11 protein-coding genes and 1 pseudogene are annotated in these 20,360 nt (G+C 70.7%); 10 read left to right on the top strand and 2 right to left on the bottom strand.

Annotated elements, in window-relative coordinates:
* From KBC94_RS13495 to KBC94_RS13450, 10 genes and pseudogenes are all read left to right on the top strand, one after another.
* A pseudogene (locus KBC94_RS13495) lies at positions 1-1,963 on the top strand (hypothetical protein); the annotation flags it as partial.
* A gap of 77 nt (positions 1,964-2,040) precedes the next feature.
* Positions 2,041-2,553, top strand: coding sequence for a peptidoglycan-associated lipoprotein Pal (pal, locus tag KBC94_RS13490; protein ID WP_294370760.1), 513 nt, complete (start codon positions 2,041-2,043; stop codon positions 2,551-2,553).
* A gap of 25 nt (positions 2,554-2,578) precedes the next feature.
* The gene (locus KBC94_RS13485; RefSeq protein WP_294370757.1) at positions 2,579-5,707 is read left to right on the top strand and encodes a Mur ligase; all 3,129 of its coding nucleotides are present in this window, start codon (positions 2,579-2,581) and stop codon (positions 5,705-5,707) included.
* Positions 5,708-5,810: 103 nt separating this feature from the next.
* Positions 5,811-7,595, top strand: coding sequence for an ATP-binding cassette domain-containing protein (locus tag KBC94_RS13480; RefSeq protein WP_294370755.1), 1,785 nt, complete (start codon positions 5,811-5,813; stop codon positions 7,593-7,595).
* Entirely contained in the window at positions 7,592-8,905 is a 1,314-nt protein-coding gene (locus KBC94_RS13475; protein ID WP_294370753.1) for an HlyD family type I secretion periplasmic adaptor subunit, read from the top strand. Before KBC94_RS13480 ends, KBC94_RS13475 begins: the two co-directional genes overlap by 4 nt.
* A gap of 204 nt (positions 8,906-9,109) precedes the next feature.
* Positions 9,110-10,954, top strand: coding sequence for a TolC family protein (locus tag KBC94_RS13470; protein WP_294370752.1), 1,845 nt, complete (start codon positions 9,110-9,112; stop codon positions 10,952-10,954).
* 28 nt (positions 10,955-10,982) lie between these two features.
* On the top strand, positions 10,983-12,164 hold the full coding sequence (locus KBC94_RS13465) for a diguanylate cyclase (RefSeq protein WP_294370750.1): 1,182 nt from the start codon (positions 10,983-10,985) through the stop codon (positions 12,162-12,164).
* A 224-nt stretch (positions 12,165-12,388) separates the two neighbouring features.
* A complete protein-coding gene (gene tssI, locus KBC94_RS13460; RefSeq protein WP_294370747.1) occupies positions 12,389-14,836 on the top strand; it encodes a type VI secretion system Vgr family protein in 2,448 nt (815 codons plus the stop codon).
* Positions 14,797-15,303, top strand: coding sequence for a hypothetical protein (locus KBC94_RS13455; protein WP_294370745.1), 507 nt, complete (start codon positions 14,797-14,799; stop codon positions 15,301-15,303). The genes tssI and KBC94_RS13455 overlap by 40 nt, the downstream gene beginning before the upstream one ends.
* The gene (locus tag KBC94_RS13450; protein WP_294370744.1) at positions 15,290-16,213 is read left to right on the top strand and encodes a hypothetical protein; all 924 of its coding nucleotides are present in this window, start codon (positions 15,290-15,292) and stop codon (positions 16,211-16,213) included. The genes KBC94_RS13455 and KBC94_RS13450 overlap by 14 nt, the downstream gene beginning before the upstream one ends.
* A gap of 626 nt (positions 16,214-16,839) precedes the next feature.
* Here the strand turns inward: KBC94_RS13450 and KBC94_RS13445 are convergent.
* Together KBC94_RS13445 and KBC94_RS13440 are read right to left on the bottom strand one after the other, a co-directional pair.
* A complete protein-coding gene (locus KBC94_RS13445; protein ID WP_294370743.1) occupies positions 16,840-18,228 on the bottom strand; it encodes a sigma-54 dependent transcriptional regulator in 1,389 nt (462 codons plus the stop codon).
* Between the two features lie 13 nt (positions 18,229-18,241).
* Complete coding sequence (locus KBC94_RS13440) at positions 18,242-20,353, bottom strand: TadG family pilus assembly protein (RefSeq protein ID WP_294370742.1); 2,112 nt, start codon at positions 20,351-20,353, stop codon at positions 18,242-18,244.
* Between the last annotated feature and the right edge of the window lie 7 nt (positions 20,354-20,360).

Raw genomic sequence — 20,360 nt, 5'->3', positions numbered from 1 at the left:
GGTGGGCGGTCTGGTCGGCGAGAACGGCGTCGTGGGCGGCCTGCTGGGAGGCGAGCTCCTCGGCGGAGACCTGCTCGGCGGCGTTCTCGGTGAAGACGGCCTGCTCGGTGGCCTCACTGGTGGTGACCTGCTGGGCGGCGATCTGCTCGGCGGCGTTCTCGGTGAAGACGGCCTGCTGAGTGGCCTCACTGGTGGTGACTTGCTGGGCGGCGATCTGCTCGGTGGCGTGCTGGGTGACGATGGCCTGCTGGGAGGCCTCCTTGGCGGCCTGACCGGCGGGGGCGACGGTGGCACGGGCAACCAGCTGCTGGACCCCGCGGTGGGCGTGGTCTCCGACACCGTCGCCAGCCTGGACAGCCTGCCCCTGGTGGGCGAGCTGGGCCTGTCGGACACGCTGGCACCGGTCACGGGTCTGGTGGACAACGTCGGCGGCACGGTCAGCGGTGCGCTGTCGCCGCTGCTGGGCGACAGCTTCACGGCCAACGACCCGAACGTGCTGGACCCCGTGGATGACGTAGTGGGCACGGCCACCGGCGCGGTGGACGGCCTGGTCTCGCCGCTGACCGAAGGGCTGCTGGGCTCGAACATCGTGCACGACGTCTTCTCCGGCGTGACGCAGCAGGTGGACTACGTGACCGACGGCGTGGCGAACATCACCGACGGTGCACTCGGCGGCGACCTGCTGGGCGGCGTGCTGGGCGAGGACGGCCTGCTGGGCGGCCTGGCCGGTGGCGATTTGTTGGGTGGTGATCTGCTCGGTGGCGTGTTGGGCGAGGACGGCCTGCTGGGTGGTCTCACCGGCGGTGACCTGCTGGGGGGTGAGCTGCTCGGTGGCGTCGTGGGCAACGACGGCCTGCTCGGCGACCTGACCGGCGGGGGCGACGGTGGCACGGGCAACCAGCTGCTGGACCCCGCGGTGGGCGTGGTCTCCGACACCGTCGCCAGCCTGGACAGCCTGCCCCTGGTGGGCGAGCTGGGCCTGTCGGACACGCTGGCACCGGTCACGGGTCTGGTGGACAACGTCGGCGGCACGGTCAGCGGTGCGCTGTCGCCGCTGCTGGGCGACAGCTTCACGGCCAACGACCCGAACGTGCTGGACCCCGTGGATGACGTCGTGGGCACGGCCACCGGTGCGGTGGACGGCCTGGTCTCGCCGCTGAGCGAAGGGCTGCTGGGCTCGAACATCGTGCACGACGTCCTCTCCGGCGTGACACAGCAGGTGGACTACGTGACCGACGGCGTGGCGAACATCACCGACGGTGCGTTGGGCGGCGACCTGCTGGGCGGCGTGCTCGGCAGCGACGGCCTGCTGGGTGGCGTCACTGGTGGTGACCTGCTGGGCGGCGAACTGCTCGGTGGCGTGCTGGGCCAGGACGGTCTGCTGGGTGGGCTCACCGGCGGCGACCTGCTCGGCGGCATCGCTGGCGACACCGGCATCGTGGGCGGTCTGCTCGACACCGTGGCCGGCGACGGCGGCCTGCTGGGCGGCGTGACCGGCGGCGAACTCCTGGGGGGCGATCTGCTGGGGAGTGTGCTGGGTGACGATGGCCTGCTGGGCGGTGTGCTGGGCGCCGCCGACGGTGCCAGCGGTGCCGGCGACCTGTTGAACGCCGTGCTGGGCGACAACGGCGTGCTCGGCGGTGCGCTGGGCAGCGTCACGGGCGGCGACGGCGCCGCCGGCGGCCTGCTGGACGGCATCACCGGCAGCAGCGGCGTGGTCGGCGGTCTGCTCGACACGGTGGCGGGCGACCACGGCGTGGTCAGTGGCGTGCTCGACACCGTCGCCGGCAGCAATGGCCTGCTGGGCAATGTCCTGGGTGGCAGCGGCGGCAGTGGCGGCCTGGTGGGCGGCCTGCTCGGCGGCCTCGGCAGCGTTACCGAGCCGGTCTCCAGCGGCACCGGTGGCAGCACCCCCAGCCCGGCCAGCCCGGTCGGCGGCCTGCTGCACAACCTGCTGGGCTGATGAGTCCGGCGCCCTCGTCGTCCCCTGTCGAGTGGCCGGCCCGCCGTGCGGGCCGGTCGTTGACCAAAGGTCCCTCCATGATGAAGTCACTCCAACGCCTCAGCCTTGCGCTGTCGGTCTCCGTGCTGCTGGCCGCCTGCGGCACGGCGCCCAAGGACGGCAGCGAAGACACCACCTACTACTACGCCAATCCCAAGGGCCGCAGCGCCGTGGCCCCGGTGCAGGCGCCGCCCCCGCCACCGGCCCTGTCGGGGCCGGCGGGCGTGGCCCGCATCGTGTACTTCGACTTCGACAAGTACGAGGTGAAGCCCGAGTACCGCTCCATCGTCGAGGCCCATGCGCGCTACATGCGCGAGCGCCCGCAGGCCCGCGTGGTGCTTGAAGGCCACACCGATGCCCGCGGCGGCCGTTCGTACAACGTGGCCCTCGGCCAGCGCCGCGCCGAGGCGGTGCGCCAGGCCATGCAGCTGGGTGGCGTGCCCAACGAGCGCATGGAGGCCATCAGCTGGGGCATGGAAAAGCCCGCCTCGCTGGAGAAGACCGAGGCCGGCTACCAGCTGAACCGCCGCGTCGAGTTCGTCTACCGCTGACCGGCGCCGCACGATGGACCAGGACGTGAGCGCCCCCGCCCGGCCGGGCGCCGGGGGGGCGGTCTTGCCGCTCGCCGGCTCGCCCGGGCAGCCCGGCGAGCGCGGCTTTGCCGCCCAGCTCGCCGCCTGCCGCGACAAGGTGGCGGTGATGTGCGCGCCCGTCCCGGCGCCGTACCCGGCCTTCACGCTCTTCTTCTCGGTCACCGACGGCCAGCGCCGTGCGCAGGTGCTGCATGCGACGGGCGCCAGCTTCGACGAGGCCTGGCAGGCCGGTGCGCGCCGCGCCAGCGCCTTCGTGCTGCGGCAGCAGCTGCAGTCGCCCTGGCTGCGTGTGGACTGGGTGCAGGGCGTGGGCGAACTGCCGGTGGGCGAGTTCGAGCAGCAGCTGCGCCAGGTCAAGCGCAATTACTTCCGCCTGGGGCTGGCCTTCGACGGCGCCTTCGCGATGGCCCTGACCGAGCAGGAGATCAATGCCAACGCGCTGCTCTACGGCGGCCCCGAGATCCCGCATGCGGTCATCAACCGCCACAACCTGGGCCTCTACCTGCAGCAGCGCTACCGCGGCCAGCCGGCCCCGGCGCTCGAGCCGCAGGACAAGGTCTACCTGCTGGCCCTGGGCGGTGTCTTCTGCCAGGAGGATGGCGTGGTGCACCGCTTGGCTGGCCATGGCCTGGACACCGGCCGCCGCCAGGTGCCGCCGCTCGATGCCGCCGCGGCGCTGGAGCTGGTGCGCACCGGCTCCGCGCATCTGGCCCGCCAGGTGCAGGACAACGGCCGCTTCGTCTACGGCTACTTCCCCTGCTTCGACCGGCTGATCCCCAGCTACAACACGCTGCGTCATGCCAGCTCGCTCTACGCCATGGCCGAGGCCTGGGAGCTCACGCGCGACCCGGCGCTGCGCCAGGCCATCGACCGCGGCCTGCAGCACCTGACGCAGCAGCTGGTGCGCGACTACACGCTGGCCGATGGCCGCGCCGCCGCCTTCCTGGTCGACGTGGGCGACGAGATCAAGCTGGGGGGCAACGCCGTTGCGCTGCTGGCGCTGGTCAAGTACAGCGAAGTTCTGGGTACCGACGAATGGCGCCCGCTGATGGAGCGCCTGGCCACCGGCATCGCCGCCATGCAGGACGCGGCTACCGGCCGCTTCGTGCATGTGCTGCATGCGCAGGACCTGTCGGTGAAGGAGGTCTCGCGCATCATCTACTACGACGGCGAGGCGGCCTTCGGCCTGCTGCGGCTGTATGCGCTGACGCGCGACGAGCGCTGGCTCGCCGTGGTGGAGCGTGCCTTCGAGCACTTCATCGGCCAGCAGCACTGGCAGGCGCACGACCACTGGCTCAGCTACAGCGTCAACGAACTCACCCGCTGGCGGCCGCTGGAGAAGTACTTCCGTTTCGGCATCCAGAACGTGGCCGGCTACCTGGACTTCGTGCTCGACCGCAAGACCACCTTCCCCACGCTGCTGGAGTTGATGCTTGCGGCCCAGGCCATGATCCGCCGGCTCGAAGGCATCCCGGCCCTGGTCCACCTGCTGGACGAGATCGACCTGGAGAAGTTCGAGCGCGCGCTGCACTACCGCGCCAACTACCTGCAGAACGGCTATTTCTGGCCCGAGATGGCGATGTACTTCAGGCGGCCCTCCGCCGTCGTCGGGTCCTTCTTCATCCGCCACCATTCCTTCCGCGTGCGCATCGACGACGTGGAGCACTACCTGTCGGGCATGGTGGCCTACCACCGGCTGATGGCCGAGCGCGAGACCGCCGGCCGCGCCGCGGCGGAGCCGGCGGCTCGTGGCGTGCGCTGGTCGGCGGCCGAGCTGGCCCGCATCACAGGCGGTGACTGGGTGGTCGCGCCGCCCGAGGGCTGGCATGCCATCGGCATGGCGACCCGGCCCTTCGCGCAGCCGCAGCGCCTGCTGTGCCTGCACGACGAGCGCGCCGGCCGCGCACCGGCGCCGCTGGAGCTGGACGGCCTGCGGCCCGCCGCGGCGGTGCTGTGCGCCCATCCGGCGCCGCACCTGCACCGCGGCCTGCCGGTGCTGCGGGTGGAGGACGTGCGGCAGGCCATGCTGGACCTGGGGGCCCAGGCGCGCGCGCAGTTTCCGGGCCGTGTGGTCGCCGTGGCCGGCAATGCCGCGCGCGACACGACCGCCGCCATGCTGGTCAAGACACTGGGCGCCTGGGGCGAGGTGGGGGAGCCCGAGACCCGCCAGCGCCTGCCGCTGGGCGTGGCCTGGGCCCTGAGCTGCCTGCCGCAGGAGGCCGCCGCCTGGGTGCTGGAGCTGGGCCAGGCCCCGGCGCCGGCCATGGTGCAGGTCGCGCGCCCGCAGGTGCTGGTGCTGGCCATCGATCCCGCCGAACCTGCCGCAGCCGACGTGCAGCGCAAGGCGGCCCTGCTTTTCGAGGCCATGCCCGAAGACGCCTGCCTCGTGCTGTGCCGCGACATGCCGGGCTACGACGGCCTGGCCATGCTGGCGGCGCGGCGGGGCCTGCGCGTGTTCGACCACGGCAGCCATCGCGATGCGCAGGTGCGCCTCACGGCGCTGGGGCATGGCGAACTGCGCGCCGAGGTCGTGGGCAGCCCGGTGCGGATGAAGCTGCAGGCCGTGGGCGCGCATGTGGGCCTGGGCGCCACCGCGGTGCTGGCCACCGTGCTGGCCCTGGAATGGCAGGCGCAACTGGGCGCGGCGCTGGTGGCCCTGGGCGGCTTCGAGCGGCATGAATGGCGCGGGCCCGTGCTGGAAGTGCCCATCGCCGGCGGCAGCTTCCACTTCGTGGACGAGACGCACGATGCCAATCCCACCTCCATGCGGGCCGCACTCGCCCTGCTGGCCCAGGCGCCCTGCGCGCCGCGGCAGCGGGTGGCGGTGCTGGGCGAGATGCAGGGCCTGGGCGCGGAGTCGCAGCGCCACCACCTGGCGCTGCAGACCGAGGTGCTGGCTGCGCAGCCGGGCCGCGTGCTGCTGTGTGGGCCGCTCATGGGCCCTCTGGCCCAGCGGCTGAAGCCGCTGGTGCCGGTGCGGTGGTTCAACGACGCCGCCGAGCTCGTGGCCGCCTTCGGCGACATCGTGGCGCCGGGCGACTGGGTGCTGGCCAAGGGCGGCGCGCGCATCGGCCTGGCCCGCCTCGCCAAGGCCGTCAAGGCGATGGCCTGATCGGGTCGGCTCGGCGTTTACCCGGCTTTCTGTCTTCAACCTGACCTGCGTCCGCCTCAGTGAGTAACAATCTGTTCATGGTTTTCAACGTCGACGGCCGCCCATGCTGAAGTACCTGCTTCCCAGCCAGCTGGTCGCTCCCTCGGTCACGGCCGAGGGCGATGAGCCGGCCAGCCCGCATGCCGACGCGCTCGGCCGGGCCTTCGGCGCGGCCTATCCGGCCGTGCGGCAGGCGGCCTGGTGGTCGGTGCCGATCAGCCTGTTCGGGCTGCTGCCGTCGATCTTCCTGCTGCAGGTGTACGACCGGGTCATCTACCGCAGCGGCACCTCCACGCTGTGGGCGCTGTTCAGCGGCATCCTGTTCTTCCTGGCCATCGAGTTCGTGCTGCGCAGCCGCCGCTCGCGCCTGCTGCGCGACGCGGGCGCCACCATCGACCACGGCATCTCCGGCGCCCTGCTGCAGTCCATGCTCAACCGGCCCCTGCGGGCGCTGGAGGAGCGGCCCGCCGCCGCCTGGTTCCTGCTGTTCCGCGACGTGGGCGCGGTGCGCATGACGCTCAGCAGCGGCCTCGCGCAATCGATCTTCGATCTGCCCATGGCGCTGTTCGCGCTGGTGGTCATCGGCATCGTGGCGCTGCCGGTGCTGCCGGTGGTGGTGGTCTTTCTGGGCGTGATGTCCTTTCTGGCCTGGTGGTGGGCCGACGAGGTGCGCGCCGGCCGCGTCGAGGAAACCGAGCGCAGCCGCAACCTCGAACGCATGACGGCCGAGATCTGCGCCGCGCGCGAAACGCTCAAGACCCAGGCCAACGACGGCCCCACCATCGAGGGCTGGCGCCAGACCTACGACCACTGGCTGGGCGAGAGCTTCCGCAAGAACGGCGAGATCGAGACCGCCCGCGACGGCACGACGGTGCTGCTGACCATCTTCTCGACGGTGGTCATCACGGTGGGCGCGCTGTCGGTCATGGAGCAGTGGATGACCGTCGGCGGCCTGGTGGCGGCCAACATGCTCGCCATGCGGGCGCTGCAGCCGGTGGCCGGGCTGGTCTCCAACTGGCGCGCGCTGGCCACGGCGGGCGAGGCGGCCAGCCGGCTCGAAAAGGTGCTGTCCGAGCCGGTGGAGCGCGAGCCCAGCGGCCTGAACCTGCCGCAGCCGCCCGGCCTGGTGCAGCTGCGCGATGTGGACTTCCGCTTCCATGCGCAGGGCCGACCGGTGTTCGAGAAGCTCGACCTCGCCATCGGCCCGGCTGGCCTGCATGCCGTGGTGGGCCGCAACGGCGCCGGCAAGTCCACGCTGGTGCGGCTCATCTGCGGCCTGTATGCGCCCAGCGCCGGCACCGTGAGCCTGGGCGAGTACGACCTGGCCCAGTTCGGCCGCGACGACCGCGCCAAGTGGATCAGCTACCTCTCGCAGGAGGTCTACTGGTTCGCCGGCGAGATCATCGAGACCCTGCGCCGCTGCGCGCCCGGCCACAGCGACGAGCAGATCGTGGCGGCCTGCAAGCTGGCCGGCGCGCACGACTTCGTCTCGCGCCTGCCCGCCGGCTACCGCACGCGCATCGGCGAGGGTGGCACCGGCCTGTCGGTGGGCGAGCGCCGCAAGCTGGGCCTGGCGCTGGCCTTCCTGCGCAAGCCCTCGGTGCTGGTGCTGGACGAGCCCAGCAACGACCTCGACTTCCACAGCGAGCGCCAGCTCATCAACACGCTGGTGGCCATCGCCCGCACGCGCACGGTGATCGTGGTCACCCATTCGCTGCGCATGGTGGCCGCCGCCAACAACGTCTACCACGTCACCGGCGATGGCGGCGTGGAGCAGGGCGCGCCAGCGGTGATGGTGCCGCGCCTCTTCGGCAGCCAGCGCGCCGACCTTCAACAGGTGGCCGCATGAAGAACGATCTGCCCCAGGTCCTGCTGCGTGCCGAGGACCGCGCGCCGCTGCCGGACGGTCCGGGCCGGCGCCGACGCTGGCTCATCGGCGGCGCCATCGGCGTGCTGGCCGTGGTGGCGCTGGCCTTTCCCATGGAGACCGTGGTGGTCGCCAACGGCAAGGTGATCCCGTCCGACCGCGTGAAGTCGATCCAGCATCTGGAAGGCGGCATCGTGCGTGCCGTGCTCGTGCGCGAGGGCGAGCGCGTCAAGGCCGGCCAGCCGCTGGTGGAGATCGACCTGGGCGGCAGCGGCCTGAACCTGGAAGAGCTGACCGCCCGCCAGGCCGCCACCCAGGCCGCCCGCCTGCGCCTGACGGCCGAGAGCCGCGGCGAGCCATTGCGGCGCGAGAGCTTTCCGCCCGCCATGGACGCCGACGTGGTGCGCGGCGAGCTGGGCGCGTACCAGGCCCGTTCGCTGGAGCAGCGCGGCATCGCCGCCGGTGCCCAGGCCGCGCTGGAGGCCGCGCGCAGCAAGCAGATGGAGCAGCAGGCGAAGGTGGCCGGCCTCACGCAGCGCGTGGCCCTGGCGCGCAAGGAGCTGGAGATCTCCGAGCAGCTGGCCGCCGAGAAGCTGATCGGCCAGCTGGAGGTGCTCGACAAGCGCCGCGAGGCCGAGGTCGCCGGTGCCGAACTCGCGGTGGCGAGGCAGGGCGTGATCTCGGCCAGCGCCGCCATCGGCGAGGCACAGGCCAAGCTGGCCGAGACCGAGGGCAGTTTCCGCCGCCGCGCGTCCGACGAACTCTCCACCGTCGAGCGCCAGCTCGCCAGCCTCAACGAGGACCTGCAGCGCGCCCGCAACCAGCGCTCGCGCACGGTGGTCACGGCGCCGGGCGAGGGCATCGTGAAGGGCCTGCGCAGTGGCAGCCCCGGCTGGGTCATCAAGCCCGGCGAGGCCATCCTGGAGGTGGTGCCCGACGACGCGCAGGTGATGGTCGAGGCGCGCCTGAGCCCCAACGACCGCGGCTTCGTGCATGCCGGCCAGAAGGCCCGCGTGAAGATCACGGCCTACGACTTCCTGCGCTACGGCACGGTGGATGGCCGCGTGGACCTGGTGGCGGCCGACGCCGACCGCGACGCCACGCTGCCCACCGCGCCGCCCTACTACCGGCTGCAGGTGAGCACCAGCGCCTCGCACGTGGGCCGGCCCGAGAACCGCATCACGCCCGGCATGGAGGCCGAGGTGGACCTGATCGTGGGCACCGATCCCTTCATCTGGTACATCCTGCGGCCCGTGCTGAAGCTGCAGCGGGAGGCGTTCCGTGAACCTTGAGCGGATGCGAGGAGGAGAGGCCATCGTCAGACCGGTCGCGCCGATGCGCCCGCTGTCGGCCGCGTGGTTGTCTGGCCCCTTCCCCCTCTGGGGGAAGGCAGGGATGGGGGCCAGCGCCGCCCGCCACTTTCCAGCGCCGCAGGCCCCCACCCCCGCCCTCCTCCAGAGGGGGAGGGTGCCCATGCGCGGCCAGGAGGGCGTCGCATGAAGTGCCTCGCCGCCTGGCCGCTGCGCTCTCCGGCGCGCGCCGCCATCGCCCTGGCCTGTGCGCTCGCCTGCCTGCCCGCCGCCGCTCAGGTGCAGATCCGCCGGCAGGGCGTGCCCGTGGCCGTGTACGACGAGAACGGCATGCGGCTGCTGACGGCGACGCGGCTGTCGATGCCGGAGTCACCCGCGCCGATGCCGGTCGGTGAACGCATCGCGGCGGTGGCGCCAGCGTCGCTGCGCAGCGCGACGACACCCACGCCCTCCGCAGCAGCCGCTACACCGGCGCCGGTGCCCATCTCGCTGCCCGTGGCGCCCGCCTCCACGCCATCGGCCGCGCCGGCCTCTGCAGGCGCCGCGGCCGGCGCACCGGGCCTCGTCATCACCGGCCAGACCCAGCGCTTCAAGCAGTCGCTGCGCACCTTGGCGCTGGAGCATCCCGAAGTGCTGGCCGCCGATGCCGCCGCCGCCAGCAGCGGCTTCGAGGTCGAGGCGGCCAGGAAGGCGCGTTACCCGCGCTTCAAGGTCGGCACCGCCAGCGGCACCTACAACAGCGGCCGCGAGGGCGCCTCCAGCGAGACCTACACCCTGCTCACCGCCGAGGCCCGCATGAGCCTGATCGACGGCGGCGCCATGAGCGCGCGCGAGCGGGCCGCCGAGGCCGGCAGCCGGGCCCAGAGCGAGGCCGTCAAGACCACCTCGCAGAAGGTCGTGCTCGACGCCCTGACGGCCTACATGCAGGTGCAGCGCTTCGACCTCAAACGCGAGGTGGCCCGCCGCTCCACCCGCATCGTGCAGGACCTGGCCAGGAGCGAGGAGCGCCGCGTCGCCCTGGGGGGCGCCGGCCAGAACGACCTGCGCATGGCCAGCGCCCGCCGCGCCGGCATCGCCGCGCGCGAGGCGGACTTCGATGCCCAGCTGGCCGAGGCCATCGCCAAGTTCGACAGCTACTTCCGCTTCGTGCCCGACCCGGCGCGCCTGCCGCTGCTGCGCACGCCGCCGGCCTGGCAGATCGCCTCGCAACAGGAGGCCATCGCCCGCGCCGAATCGCGCAGCACGGAGCTGACCGAAGCCCAGGAGCGCGTGGCACGCGCGCGGGAGCTGGTCGAGCAGCAGGAGGCCAGCGTCTGGCCCACGGTGGATGCCGTGGTGGTCAAGACCAAGGACCCGCGCGGCGTGACCACCTCCGAGCCCACGCGCGCCGCGCTGGAGCTCAACTGGAACTTCGGCAGCGGCTTCGACCGCCAGCTGCGCGTCAAGTCGGCGCTGGCCGAGGTACAGACGCAGGAGGCCAAGCTCGACGGCGTGCGCCGCAACCTGCTGGAGCTCACCGCCTCGGCCTGGGGCCGCACCGCCAGCGGCCGCGAGCGCGAGCAGCAGCTGCGCGAGGCCGTGTCCGAGTCGGGCGAGGCCTTCCGGGGGCGCAGCCGGCTGCTGGAGTTCGGCCGTGAGACGCTGCCCAACGTGCTCGATGCGCAGCTCGACCACAACAACCTGCTGCTGGACTACATCGATGCCGTGTTCGACCTGCGCGTCACCGAGTTCCGGCTGGCCCGGGCCACCGGCGAGCTGCGCGTGGAGCCCGACGGCGTCAGTCCCTGGGTGGACGAGATCGTGGGCGGCCCCGCGCGCTCGCTGCTGGGGCCGGACGGCCTGGGCATGACGCAACAGGGCGCGCCTGCCGTGCCCGCCGGTCCGCCGGCGCGGGCCGTGGTCCAGCAGCCGATGGCGCCGCCGGTGCGCGGGCCGGACGTGAAGGCCGCGCAGCGCGCGGGCGGCGTGGCGGTGCCGGCGCAGAGCCTGCCCCAGCGCATGGCCCTGCGCACCGCTTCGCGTCTACAGTGAGGGGCGTACCTTCCCTCGTGCCTTCTCCTTGAACGACGCCGATCCGATCCTGCGACGCCGCCGCGTCGAGGCGCTCTACGACACCGTGCCCGTCTCCGGCTTCATGGGCCTGGCGGGCGCCGCCATGCTCGCCAGCGTCTTCTGGCGGCCCGACCGGCATGCGCTGGTCATGGGCTGGCTGGTCGCCTCCTGCCTGCCCATCTTCGCCCGCATGGGGCTGCGCCTGGCGTACCGGCGCAGCCGCCGACGGGGCGATGCCGGCCTGCGCTGGGTGTGGGCCTCGCTGGTGCTCATGGCCCTGACCGGCCTGGCCTGGGGCATCGGCCTGGGCTGGATGCTGGTCCACGGCGAAGCCGACGAGGTGCCGGTCGTGGTCGGCACGGCGTTGGGCGCGGTGGCCATGACCATGACCAACATGGCGTACTGGCAGACCCATGCGGCTTTCCAGGTGCCCATCCTCGGTTCGCTGGCGGTGGCGGTGCTGATCGCGCGGCCGGGCTTCGCGCATGTGCTCTCCGTGGCATCGGTGGTGCTCTGCCTTGCCCAGCTTGCCGTGGCGCGGCGCATGGGCCGCATCTATGTCGACGCGCTGCGCGTCTCGCTGGACAACGAACGCCTGGCGCAGGACCTGGCCACGCGCAGCCATGCGCTCGAGCAGGCCAACTTCGAACTCGAACTGCTCAGCCGGGCCGATCCGCTCACGGGCCTGGCCAACCGACGCAGCTACATGGAATGGCTGGGCACCGTGTGGGCGCGTGCGTTGCGCGAGGACATGCCCGTGGCCCTGCTGTCCGTCGACGTCGACCGCTTCAAGCTCTACAACGACGCCCACGGCCACGGTGCAGGCGACCGCTGCCTGCAGGCGGTGGCCTCGGCGCTGGCCCACGCCTGCCGCAGCGAGCAGGATCTGGCGGCGCGGCCGGGCGGTGAGGAGTTCGCCATCGTGCTGCCGGCCACCCCGTTGCGCGACGCGATGCAGGTGGCCGAGCGGGTGCGCCAGGGCGTGATCGATGCCTCGCGCGATGCCGGCTGGGCACTGCCTGCGGGCGTGACCGTCAGCGTGGGCGTCGCATGCCGCCATCCCCGCGACGGCGGCGGCATCGAGGACCTGCTTCGCGAAGCCGACCAGGCGCTCTACCAGGCCAAGGACCGCGGACGCAACCGCGTCGAGGCTGCACCGGTCGCCGTGCTGGAGTCGGCCGGCGATTGACCGGTGTCGTGGTCCGTTCGTTGCGGCGGGCATGGGCGGGCCGGGGCGGACGTCGCTGTGCGGATGCCTCTCGGCCCGAGGCGGAACTAATGCACGCTCTCCTGCAAAGTTGAGCCGGCGGTCCGCGCCGGACGCCGCGCCGCGCGCGTCGCGCCGCTAACCTCCCGCCCCAGCCGAGCCGCCTCATCCCCAGAAGGCCGCCGGCGCGAGACCAGGGAGGTTTCATGTCCACGCTGTCACACACGCTGCGGGTGCATTCGCCCGCACTGACGGTCTTTGCCGGCACGCCCCTGCTGCAGCCCGTGCGGCTGTCGGGCCACGAGGGCGTCAATGCCCTCTTCACCTATGAGCTGCTCCTGCAGACCCCCGATGCGCTGGACCCCGGCGCCCTGGCCGATGCCTGCGCCGACATCGACCTGGACGCGCTGATCGGCCGCGAGATCCATTGCGAGATCGACCTCGATGGTGCCGGCACCTTCGTGCCCGGCGGTGTCGGCGATGCCGTGGATCGCCTCGGCGCCGGCATCCGCCAGATCAACGCCCTCATCACCGAAGCAGAGTTGCTGGGCGAGCATGGCCGACACCTGCGCTACCGCCTCCTCCTTCGCCCCTGGCTGCACCTGGCCACGCTGAATTCGGACTGCCGCATCTTCCAGAACGCCACCGTCGTCGACATCCTCGACGCCCTCCTGGCGAACTACCCCTTCCCCGTCGACAAGCGTCTGGCCGAGTCCTTCCCCATCCGCGACTACCAGACCCAGTTCAACGAAAGCGACTTCGCCTTCTTCGAGCGCCTGTGCCAGGAATGGGGCATCAGCTACCACTTCGAGCACGACGCGGGCGCCCACCGGCTGGTGCTCTCGGACCATCTGGGTGCCTTCAGCCCCAACCCGAGCGAGGCCTATCGGCAGGTGGCCTATCACCCGCCCGGCTGGAAGCTCGACGCCGAGTATCTGCATGCCTTCATGCCCGCCAGCAGGCTCACCAGCGGGCGCTACAGCAGCCGCGACTACGACTACACCCGCCCCCGGGCCGACCTCTCGGTCAGCCGCAGCGATCCACGGCCCACGGGCTTTGCGGAGGCGGAGGTCTACGCCTGGCATGCCAGCCTCGGTGGCAGCCACTACGCCCAGCCACGCGCAGGCACCGCGCGCCCGAATGACCCGCTGGCCGAGGGCGACCTGATCGCCCGGCTTCGCATGCAGCAGCTGCGCACCTCGGGGGCGCGTGCGCGGGCCAGCGGCAACCTGCGCGGCATGGTGCCGGGCTTCAGCTTCGTGCTGCAGGGCCATCCAAGGGAAGCGGCCAATGCGGAATATCTGGTCCTGGAAACCGACTTCCTCATCGAGGACGTGGGGCAGGACAGCCAGGCGGCGCTGGCCGCGGGGGCGACGGTAGCGCGGCCCCAGGCGCAGCAACGCTGGCGGGTGCAGGTGGACCTGCTGGCCCATCCGATCACCGAGCCGCTGCGGCCGGCGCTCACCCGCACCAAGCCGCATACCCACGGCCCGCAGACCGCCCGCGTGGTCGGCCCCGCGGGCCAGGAGCTGTGGACCGACGAACTCGGCCGCATCAAGGTGCAGTTCCCCTGGGACCGGCAGGGCCGGGAGAACCCGCACAGCAGCTGCTGGCTGCGCGTCTGCAGCCCGTGGGCGGGCAACCAGTTGGGCGGCGTGCACCTCCCGCGCATCGGGCAGGAGGTGGTCGTCGACTTCCTCGGCGGCGATCCGGACCTGCCGATCTGCACGGGCCGGGTGCACAACCAGCTGAACCTGCCGCCGTGGAAGCTGCCCAGCCAGAGCGCCCTCAGCGGCTTTCGCAGCCGCGAGATGACCGACGGGGGCGGCAACAGCGCGGCCGGACGCAGCAACCACCTGGTGATGGACGACACGGCCGGGCAGATCCAGGCCCAGCTCAAGAGCGACCACCAGCACTCCAGCCTCAGCCTGGGAGCGATCACGCGCATCGAGGACCACCAGGGCCGCAAGGACGCGCGCGGTGAGGGCTTCGAGCTGCGTACCGATGGGCACGGCGTGCTGCGGGCCAAGGACGGGATGCTGATCACCACCGAAGGGCGGGCCAACGCCGCCGAACATGCCAAGAGCCTGGGCGAAACCGTCGCGCGCCTGAAGGCGGCCACGCGCCAGCACGAGGGCCTGGCCGATGCCGCCAGCATCGCCAAGGCGCAGGAAAGGGGCGCCGATCAGGACGCCGTGGCACAGCGGCTGGCCCGGCAGGCGTCCGACATCCAGGGCGAAGGCCAGGCCGATGCGGCGCAGCGGTGCTTTCCGGAACTGCAGCAGCCGCACCTGGTGCTGGCCAGCGCGGCAGGCCTGGCCGCCACCACGGCGCAGAGCCTGCACCTGCAGGCGGGCGAGCACGTGGCCCTGACCAGCGAGGGCCACACCAGCCTGAGCGTGGGCCGGCGCTGGCTGGTGGCCGCCAAGCAGGGCCTTCGCGTGTTCGCGCGCAGGGCCGGCATGAAGTGGATCGTGGGCGAGGGGCCGGTGCGCATCCAGGCGCAGCGCGATGCCGTGCAGGCCCTGGCCCGCCAGGGCGTGACCATCCGCAGCACCACCGGCAGCATCGTCATCTCGGCGCCGGTGAGCGTGACGGTCATCCGTTCGACTACGTGCATCTGCCCAACATTCACCTCGTCTGGGCCACCTTGATGCCGCCGAAGTACCACGCACTGGCAGCGAAGACCCCGTTACCCAATGAACCCAGCGCGCTGGTGGGCTTGCATCGCATGGTCATTGCCATGTACTACCAGTTGCTCTGCTACTTCGACAGCGCGAACAAGAAGAAGCCGGACCGACCGGGCTACCTGCCCGACGTCCTGCGAACCGAGATTCCCTTGGCAAGAAAGGCCGCCTATGAATTGCTTCAAGACGTGGGGTTGGGCGGCAAGCCCATCGATGTGGATCAGATGGCCATGGCGGAACCGGGCAGCCTCGGCTATCGCATGCGACCCTGGGAGGAGGACAGCTTCGCTTGCGAAGAGGTGGTCAAACACCTTTGGAACGGCGCTCCTGGCGCTGCTCTGCCTCAACCCGGCTTCTGCACAAGATTGTTTGACATCGCCACCAATTCAGTTCGGCAACCCACCCGAGGAAAAGAAAGTGATGGCACCCGCTGATAAGCAGAAGGCCTGGGAGGACTACCAGGCTCGCCAACGAGCGGCTCAGGCCGTCTACGACAGCTTCCGCTACACCGAGGCTCAGCGCGAACGGCTGATCGACTTCATCGGGGCAGCGATGAAGGTCATCCGTGGGGATGCGCCGTTCGAGGGCTTGGCTCGACTGCTTCCGATTTCGGATCGAAGGCCTGCCATCGTGAGTGGTGAAGCGTACCGCGGCGGCACTACCTTCGACTTTGACGCATGCTTTCTCAACCAGTGGACCGGCATCTACATGCTCGGCACGACGGATGACCAGGGCAAGGTCGAGCCGTATCACTTCCAGATCGAACTCAGTCCGCCGATGGACCTCGACCGGGAGCGTCTTGAGCAACTTTTGAATCTGAAGGTTGCGCCAGGATGGCTGCAGGATGGCGGCAATCTCTATCCCCCCGAAGTGATCATGCATCTGGGCATCGTGCGTCAGCCGGCCACCTTCGAGTACGACATCCTGAAGCCGGCCTACGCACCCTATCTGGTCAAGGTCAAACTCAGCTATATCAACCCTCGGGACAAAGACCCCTACACCGCAACGAGGATGGTCCGCCTCGAAATCCGCCGCAGATATCTCACTCCCGAGCAACTGCGCGAGCGCGATCAGAAGAAGTTCAGCGACATGCCCAGGACCGGCCAGCGGGTTCCCAAGGACGGCCGCTGGCTCGGCTTCTTTGCCGACGACGCACTGAATGCGGCCATCCCCATGCAGCGGCGCATCCACACCCTTGGCGATGACGGATGGTTCCCCGTCCTGAACGGGCAGGATCCTGATACCGGCCGCGTTGTGACACAGCCCGCCTGGTGGCAATGGGTCGGCCCCGATCCCATGGCCGAGGAAATCGAGCGGATGTTCGGCCCGAAGAAGAAGAGCTGACTTCGCTGCCGGCGCTACAGCAAAGCAGCCACCGGCCGAATGCGCATCGATTTGGCCTCGCCTGCAATGGAAAGGCCGCCTATGAATTGCTTCAAGACGTGGGGCTGGGCGGCAAGCCCATCGATGTGGACCCGATGGCCATGGCTGGATCGGGCAGCCTCGGCTACCCGAATGCGGCCCTGGGAAGAAGGCAGCTTCGCTTGCGAAAAGGTGGTCAAGCATCTGTGGAACGGCGCTCCTGGCGCCGCTCTGCCTCAACCCGGCCTCTGCACAAGATTGTTCGACGTCGCCACCACTCCGGTTGGCCGACCGTCAGGAGGAAAGGAAAGTCATGACACCCGCTGAGAAGGCCCAGCGGCGTGCGGAAACCGAGGCAGAACTGCGCGGCGCCCAAGCCGTCTAGGACAACTTCCGATATGACGACATGCAGCGGGAGCGGCTGGTCGAATTCACTGCGGCGGCGATGAAGGTCATTCGAGGGGACGCTCCGTTCGAATTGAGCAGGTTAGAAATCCGCCGCGACTACCGCATCCCCACGCAACTGAGCAAGCGCGAGGCCGATCGCCCGTCACCGACGTCCATACATTGAGCGCGCCATCCGGTCCGGCCTGCGCGGCCCCTTCGGCTCAGGACGCCTCCGGCGCCTCCGGCACGCCCGGCTCGCCGTCCATGATCTGGTACTTGCGCATCTTCTCCCACAGCACCTTGCGGCTGATGCCCAGGTGCTGGGCGGCGTCCTGGCGGCGCCAGTCGTTCACTTCGAGCGCCGCGATGATGCGGTTGCGTTCGGTGGCGTTCCAGCCGCGGCGCTCCAGCGGCGCAGCGGAGGGCACCTCCACCGGACGGGCCAGCGCCAAGGCGCGCTGGATCAGTGTCGGCTCCCAGCTCTTCGTCTGCCGCGCGATCACGCCCACCCGCTCGGCCAGGTTGCGCAGCTGGCGCACGTTGCCCGGGAAGGTGGCCGAGGCGATGGCGTCGGTCAGCCAGTGCGGCGCCTCACCCAGTTCCTGCAACAGCGGCTCGCCCAGCACGCCGGTCAGCACGGCCTTGAAGAGGGCGATCTTGTCGGCCTCGCCGCGCTCCTCCAGGCTGGGGATGCGCAGCTCGATCACCGCCAGCCGGTAGAACAGGTCGGCGCGGAACTCGCCCGCGGCCACCATCTCGCGCAGGTTGCGGTTGGTGGCCGCCACCAGGCGGAAGTCCACCCGCAGCGGCGTGGCCGAGCCCAGACGGGTGACGGCGCCGTCCTCCAGCACCCGCAGCAGCTTGACCTGCTGGTAGCGCGGCAGGTCGCCGATCTCGTCCAGGAACAGCGTGCCGCCGGTGGCCTGCTCGAAGTAGCCGCGGTGCGCATGCACGGCGCCGGTGAAGGAGCCCTTGGCATGGCCGAAGAACAGCGACTCGAACAGGCCGTCGGGAATGGCGCCGCAGTTGACCGCGACGAAGGCACCCTTGCCATAGGTGGGATGGCCATGGTGCAGCAACTGCGCCACGCGTTCCTTGCCCACGCCGGTCTCGCCCTGCACCAGCACCGAATGGTCGCTGCCCGCGAAGGTGTTCACCTCGGCCAGCAGCCCCTTCATGGGCTCGGACAGGGCCACCAGCTCGCCGGGCGCCGGCGCTTCGGCCGCGCGGGCGCGCAACTGGCGCACCAGCTTGGCGACCATGGTGCGCAGCTCGGCGCAGGTGAAGTCGTAGGGCAGGACGTGCAGGTACTCGGGCGGGTAGTTGCGCGGATCGCGCTCGCGGGTGCTCGCGCCCACCCAGATCACCGGCATGCCCTGCAGCAGTTCGGTGGCATGCGGCAGGCCGCCGCCATCGATGGCGGTGACGCTCATCACGGCCAGCGACGGGCGCAGCGGCTGCTCGCGCTCGGGCAGGTTCATGAAGCGATCATCGGCGCGGATCACGTCCACGTCGAAGCTGGACATGCAGCGCGCCACCCGGTCCAGGATGTCGGCCTTGCCCTCCCACACATAGAGGTCGAGTTCGTCGAAGGCGGGGGAGACGCTCATGATTTCCGGCGCATCAGTACACGAGCCGCGCACGACCGCAGCCCACCGAGATCAGCGAGACATCGGTCTGGCCGAGCGACACGCCGAGGACGTTGCCGAGCAGTGTGTTGAGGGCCTGGCTGAGCAGGTTGAGCACGGGCTGCAGGATGATCACGACCATCGACGTGACGCCATGCAAGGCGTTGGAGCTGCTGTTGAGCGTCGTGTTCTGGATGTAGCTGATGCGGCAGTTGCGTATGGCGCTGGGCACGATGGCCAGGGTGCATGTCAGGTCCGCCAGCGGGTCGAGGAGCACCGTTCCCAGCAGATTGCCCACCAGCTGAAGGGTGCCGCCGAGCACGCCAGTAAGACCGCCCGTCGCCACCCGGTCGCCCAGGGCCGCCATTGCACTGTCCGACCATCGCAGGTCGTTGGACACCTTGGAGATGCTGTTGCCAGCGCCGTTGTTGCCGGTGCCGACCAGGCTGGTGGCCAGGCTACCGCGTTGCGCGGGGCTCAGGCTCACGCCCTGACCGAGCAAGTCGCCCAGGATGCCGACGGTCACGGCGTCGGCAATGTTGCTGACCGACTGCGCCAGGTTCAGGCCGGGGCCCGTCAGCGTGGCTCGTGAACGTCCATCGTCAGGGCTGATCGGCTCTTGCAGCGTGGCTGGCATGGGCGCCTGCGAGGCCAGCACCGGCAGACCGACGCGCGATGTCAGCGGCAGCACGCCCACCACGTTCAGGATCTGGTGGCGGCGTACGCCGTCGAGGGTGTCGGGAAAGACGCCGCCGGTGTCCGGCGCGCATCGATTGGCCTGCGAGAAGAAGTGCGCAGGATCGCCGTCCTTCACCGAAGTCATGTCGTGGAAGCGGCCAAGGCACACGTTGACCTGCGACGAACTCACGTCGATGGTCGCGTTGCGTCGGGGCGCCTCACAGCTGATGCGGCTGAGTTCGCCCGTCGACTGGGCCAGCTCGATGATCACGGGCAGGTCGATGCCCGTGCCGAAGAGGTCGAGCACAGGGCCCACGAGTGGAGTGGCGCCGGTGTTGACCCGCAGATAGACCCGCACCTGCGCGCTGCGGGCGATGGTGCCGACGCCGCCGATGCCGATCTGGGGCGGTTCCACGATGCTGGCCTTGGCCTGGACCACGTTCAGCACACCCAGGTTGCCGATGTCGACGAGGTTGGCACCGTTGGCCACCGACACGCCGGCGGTCACCAGGCTGAGCAGGTCCACACCGGTGTCCAGCGCGGCGCGACCGGTCGTGTCCAGTCCGACCAGGATGCCCGGGCTCCCCTCTGCGCCGAACAGCGGCACGCGCGCCTGCAGGGCCTGAAGCGTCAGTCCTGCCCGCAGGCTGCGCAGCAGGCCGAGCTGCACATCTGCGGCGCTGCCCTGCTGGACCAGTGCATCGATGGAAGCGTCGAGCAGGCCGCCCAGCGTGAGGTTGGCCACCTGTGCCACGCCGCTGAGGGTGCCCACGTCCACGTCGCCTTCGACCGGCACGCCCAGCGCCTTGAGCAGGCCAGCCGGGGTGATGGTGGCGTTGGCGAGCCCGCGATAGCTCAACAGGTCGGTGGTGCCCAGGTTCAGGCCGACGGCCGAGAGCAGAGACGGAAGCAGGGTTCCGTCTTCCAGCCGCAGCAGACGCGAACCCACCGAGAAGGCGGCCGTTGGCGCATCCAGCGAGGCGACCGCTTCAGTGGCAACAGTCCGGCTGCCGCTGAAGAAGGGCAGCACGGCAGGAGCGTCCTGCTCCACGCGCACCATGAGCGCGTTGTAGTCGGTCGCGCCGGCGCGAAAGTGGCGAGACTCGGCATAGCTCGGGTCCCAGCGCCCGCATACCGGCGGTGCCAGCGTGATCTCCGGCGCGTTGGCACGCGCGTTGTCGATGGCCGCGGCCACGGCCCGGGCACACCGCTGTGCCGCGGTGTCCCCTTGTGGGGTCAGTTGCTGCGCGCCCGCCAGCGCGGCCAGATCCGCCACCTTCTGATATTCGCGCTTGGCAAAGAAGAGATAGCCGATCTGGATGCTGCCCAGTGCGATCACGATCAGGCTCAGCGCGATGACGGCCTGTACGGCCACCGAGCCGGTCTGCCGCCGCCGGCTCGTGGAGAAAGGAAGGGGGCACGTCGACATGCGGGGC

It is taken from the genome of Pseudacidovorax sp. (assembly GCF_017991995.1).
Lineage (GTDB): Bacteria > Pseudomonadota > Gammaproteobacteria > Burkholderiales > Burkholderiaceae_C > Xenophilus.
Note: the sequence above shows the minus strand (reverse complement) of the source record. Positions and strands in the feature narration are given on the sequence as shown.

What these genes read in the sequence shown, in the direction of transcription:
- KBC94_RS13480 (WP_294370755.1), top strand. Translation starts at nt 5,811, where the DNA reads ATGCTGAAGTACCTGCTTCCCAGCCAGCTGGTCGCTCCCTCGGTCACG.
- tssI (WP_294370747.1), top strand. Translation starts at nt 12,389, where the DNA reads ATGTCCACGCTGTCACACACGCTGCGGGTGCATTCGCCCGCACTGACG.
- KBC94_RS13440 (WP_294370742.1), bottom strand. Translation starts at nt 20,353, where the DNA reads ATGTCGACGTGCCCCCTTCCTTTCTCCACGAGCCGGCGGCGGCAGACC.
- KBC94_RS13445 (WP_294370743.1), bottom strand. Translation starts at nt 18,228, where the DNA reads ATGAGCGTCTCCCCCGCCTTCGACGAACTCGACCTCTATGTGTGGGAG.
- KBC94_RS13470 (WP_294370752.1), top strand. Translation starts at nt 9,110, where the DNA reads ATGAAGTGCCTCGCCGCCTGGCCGCTGCGCTCTCCGGCGCGCGCCGCC.
- pal (WP_294370760.1), top strand. Translation starts at nt 2,041, where the DNA reads ATGATGAAGTCACTCCAACGCCTCAGCCTTGCGCTGTCGGTCTCCGTG.
- KBC94_RS13475 (WP_294370753.1), top strand. Translation starts at nt 7,592, where the DNA reads ATGAAGAACGATCTGCCCCAGGTCCTGCTGCGTGCCGAGGACCGCGCG.
- KBC94_RS13450 (WP_294370744.1), top strand. Translation starts at nt 15,290, where the DNA reads ATGGCACCCGCTGATAAGCAGAAGGCCTGGGAGGACTACCAGGCTCGC.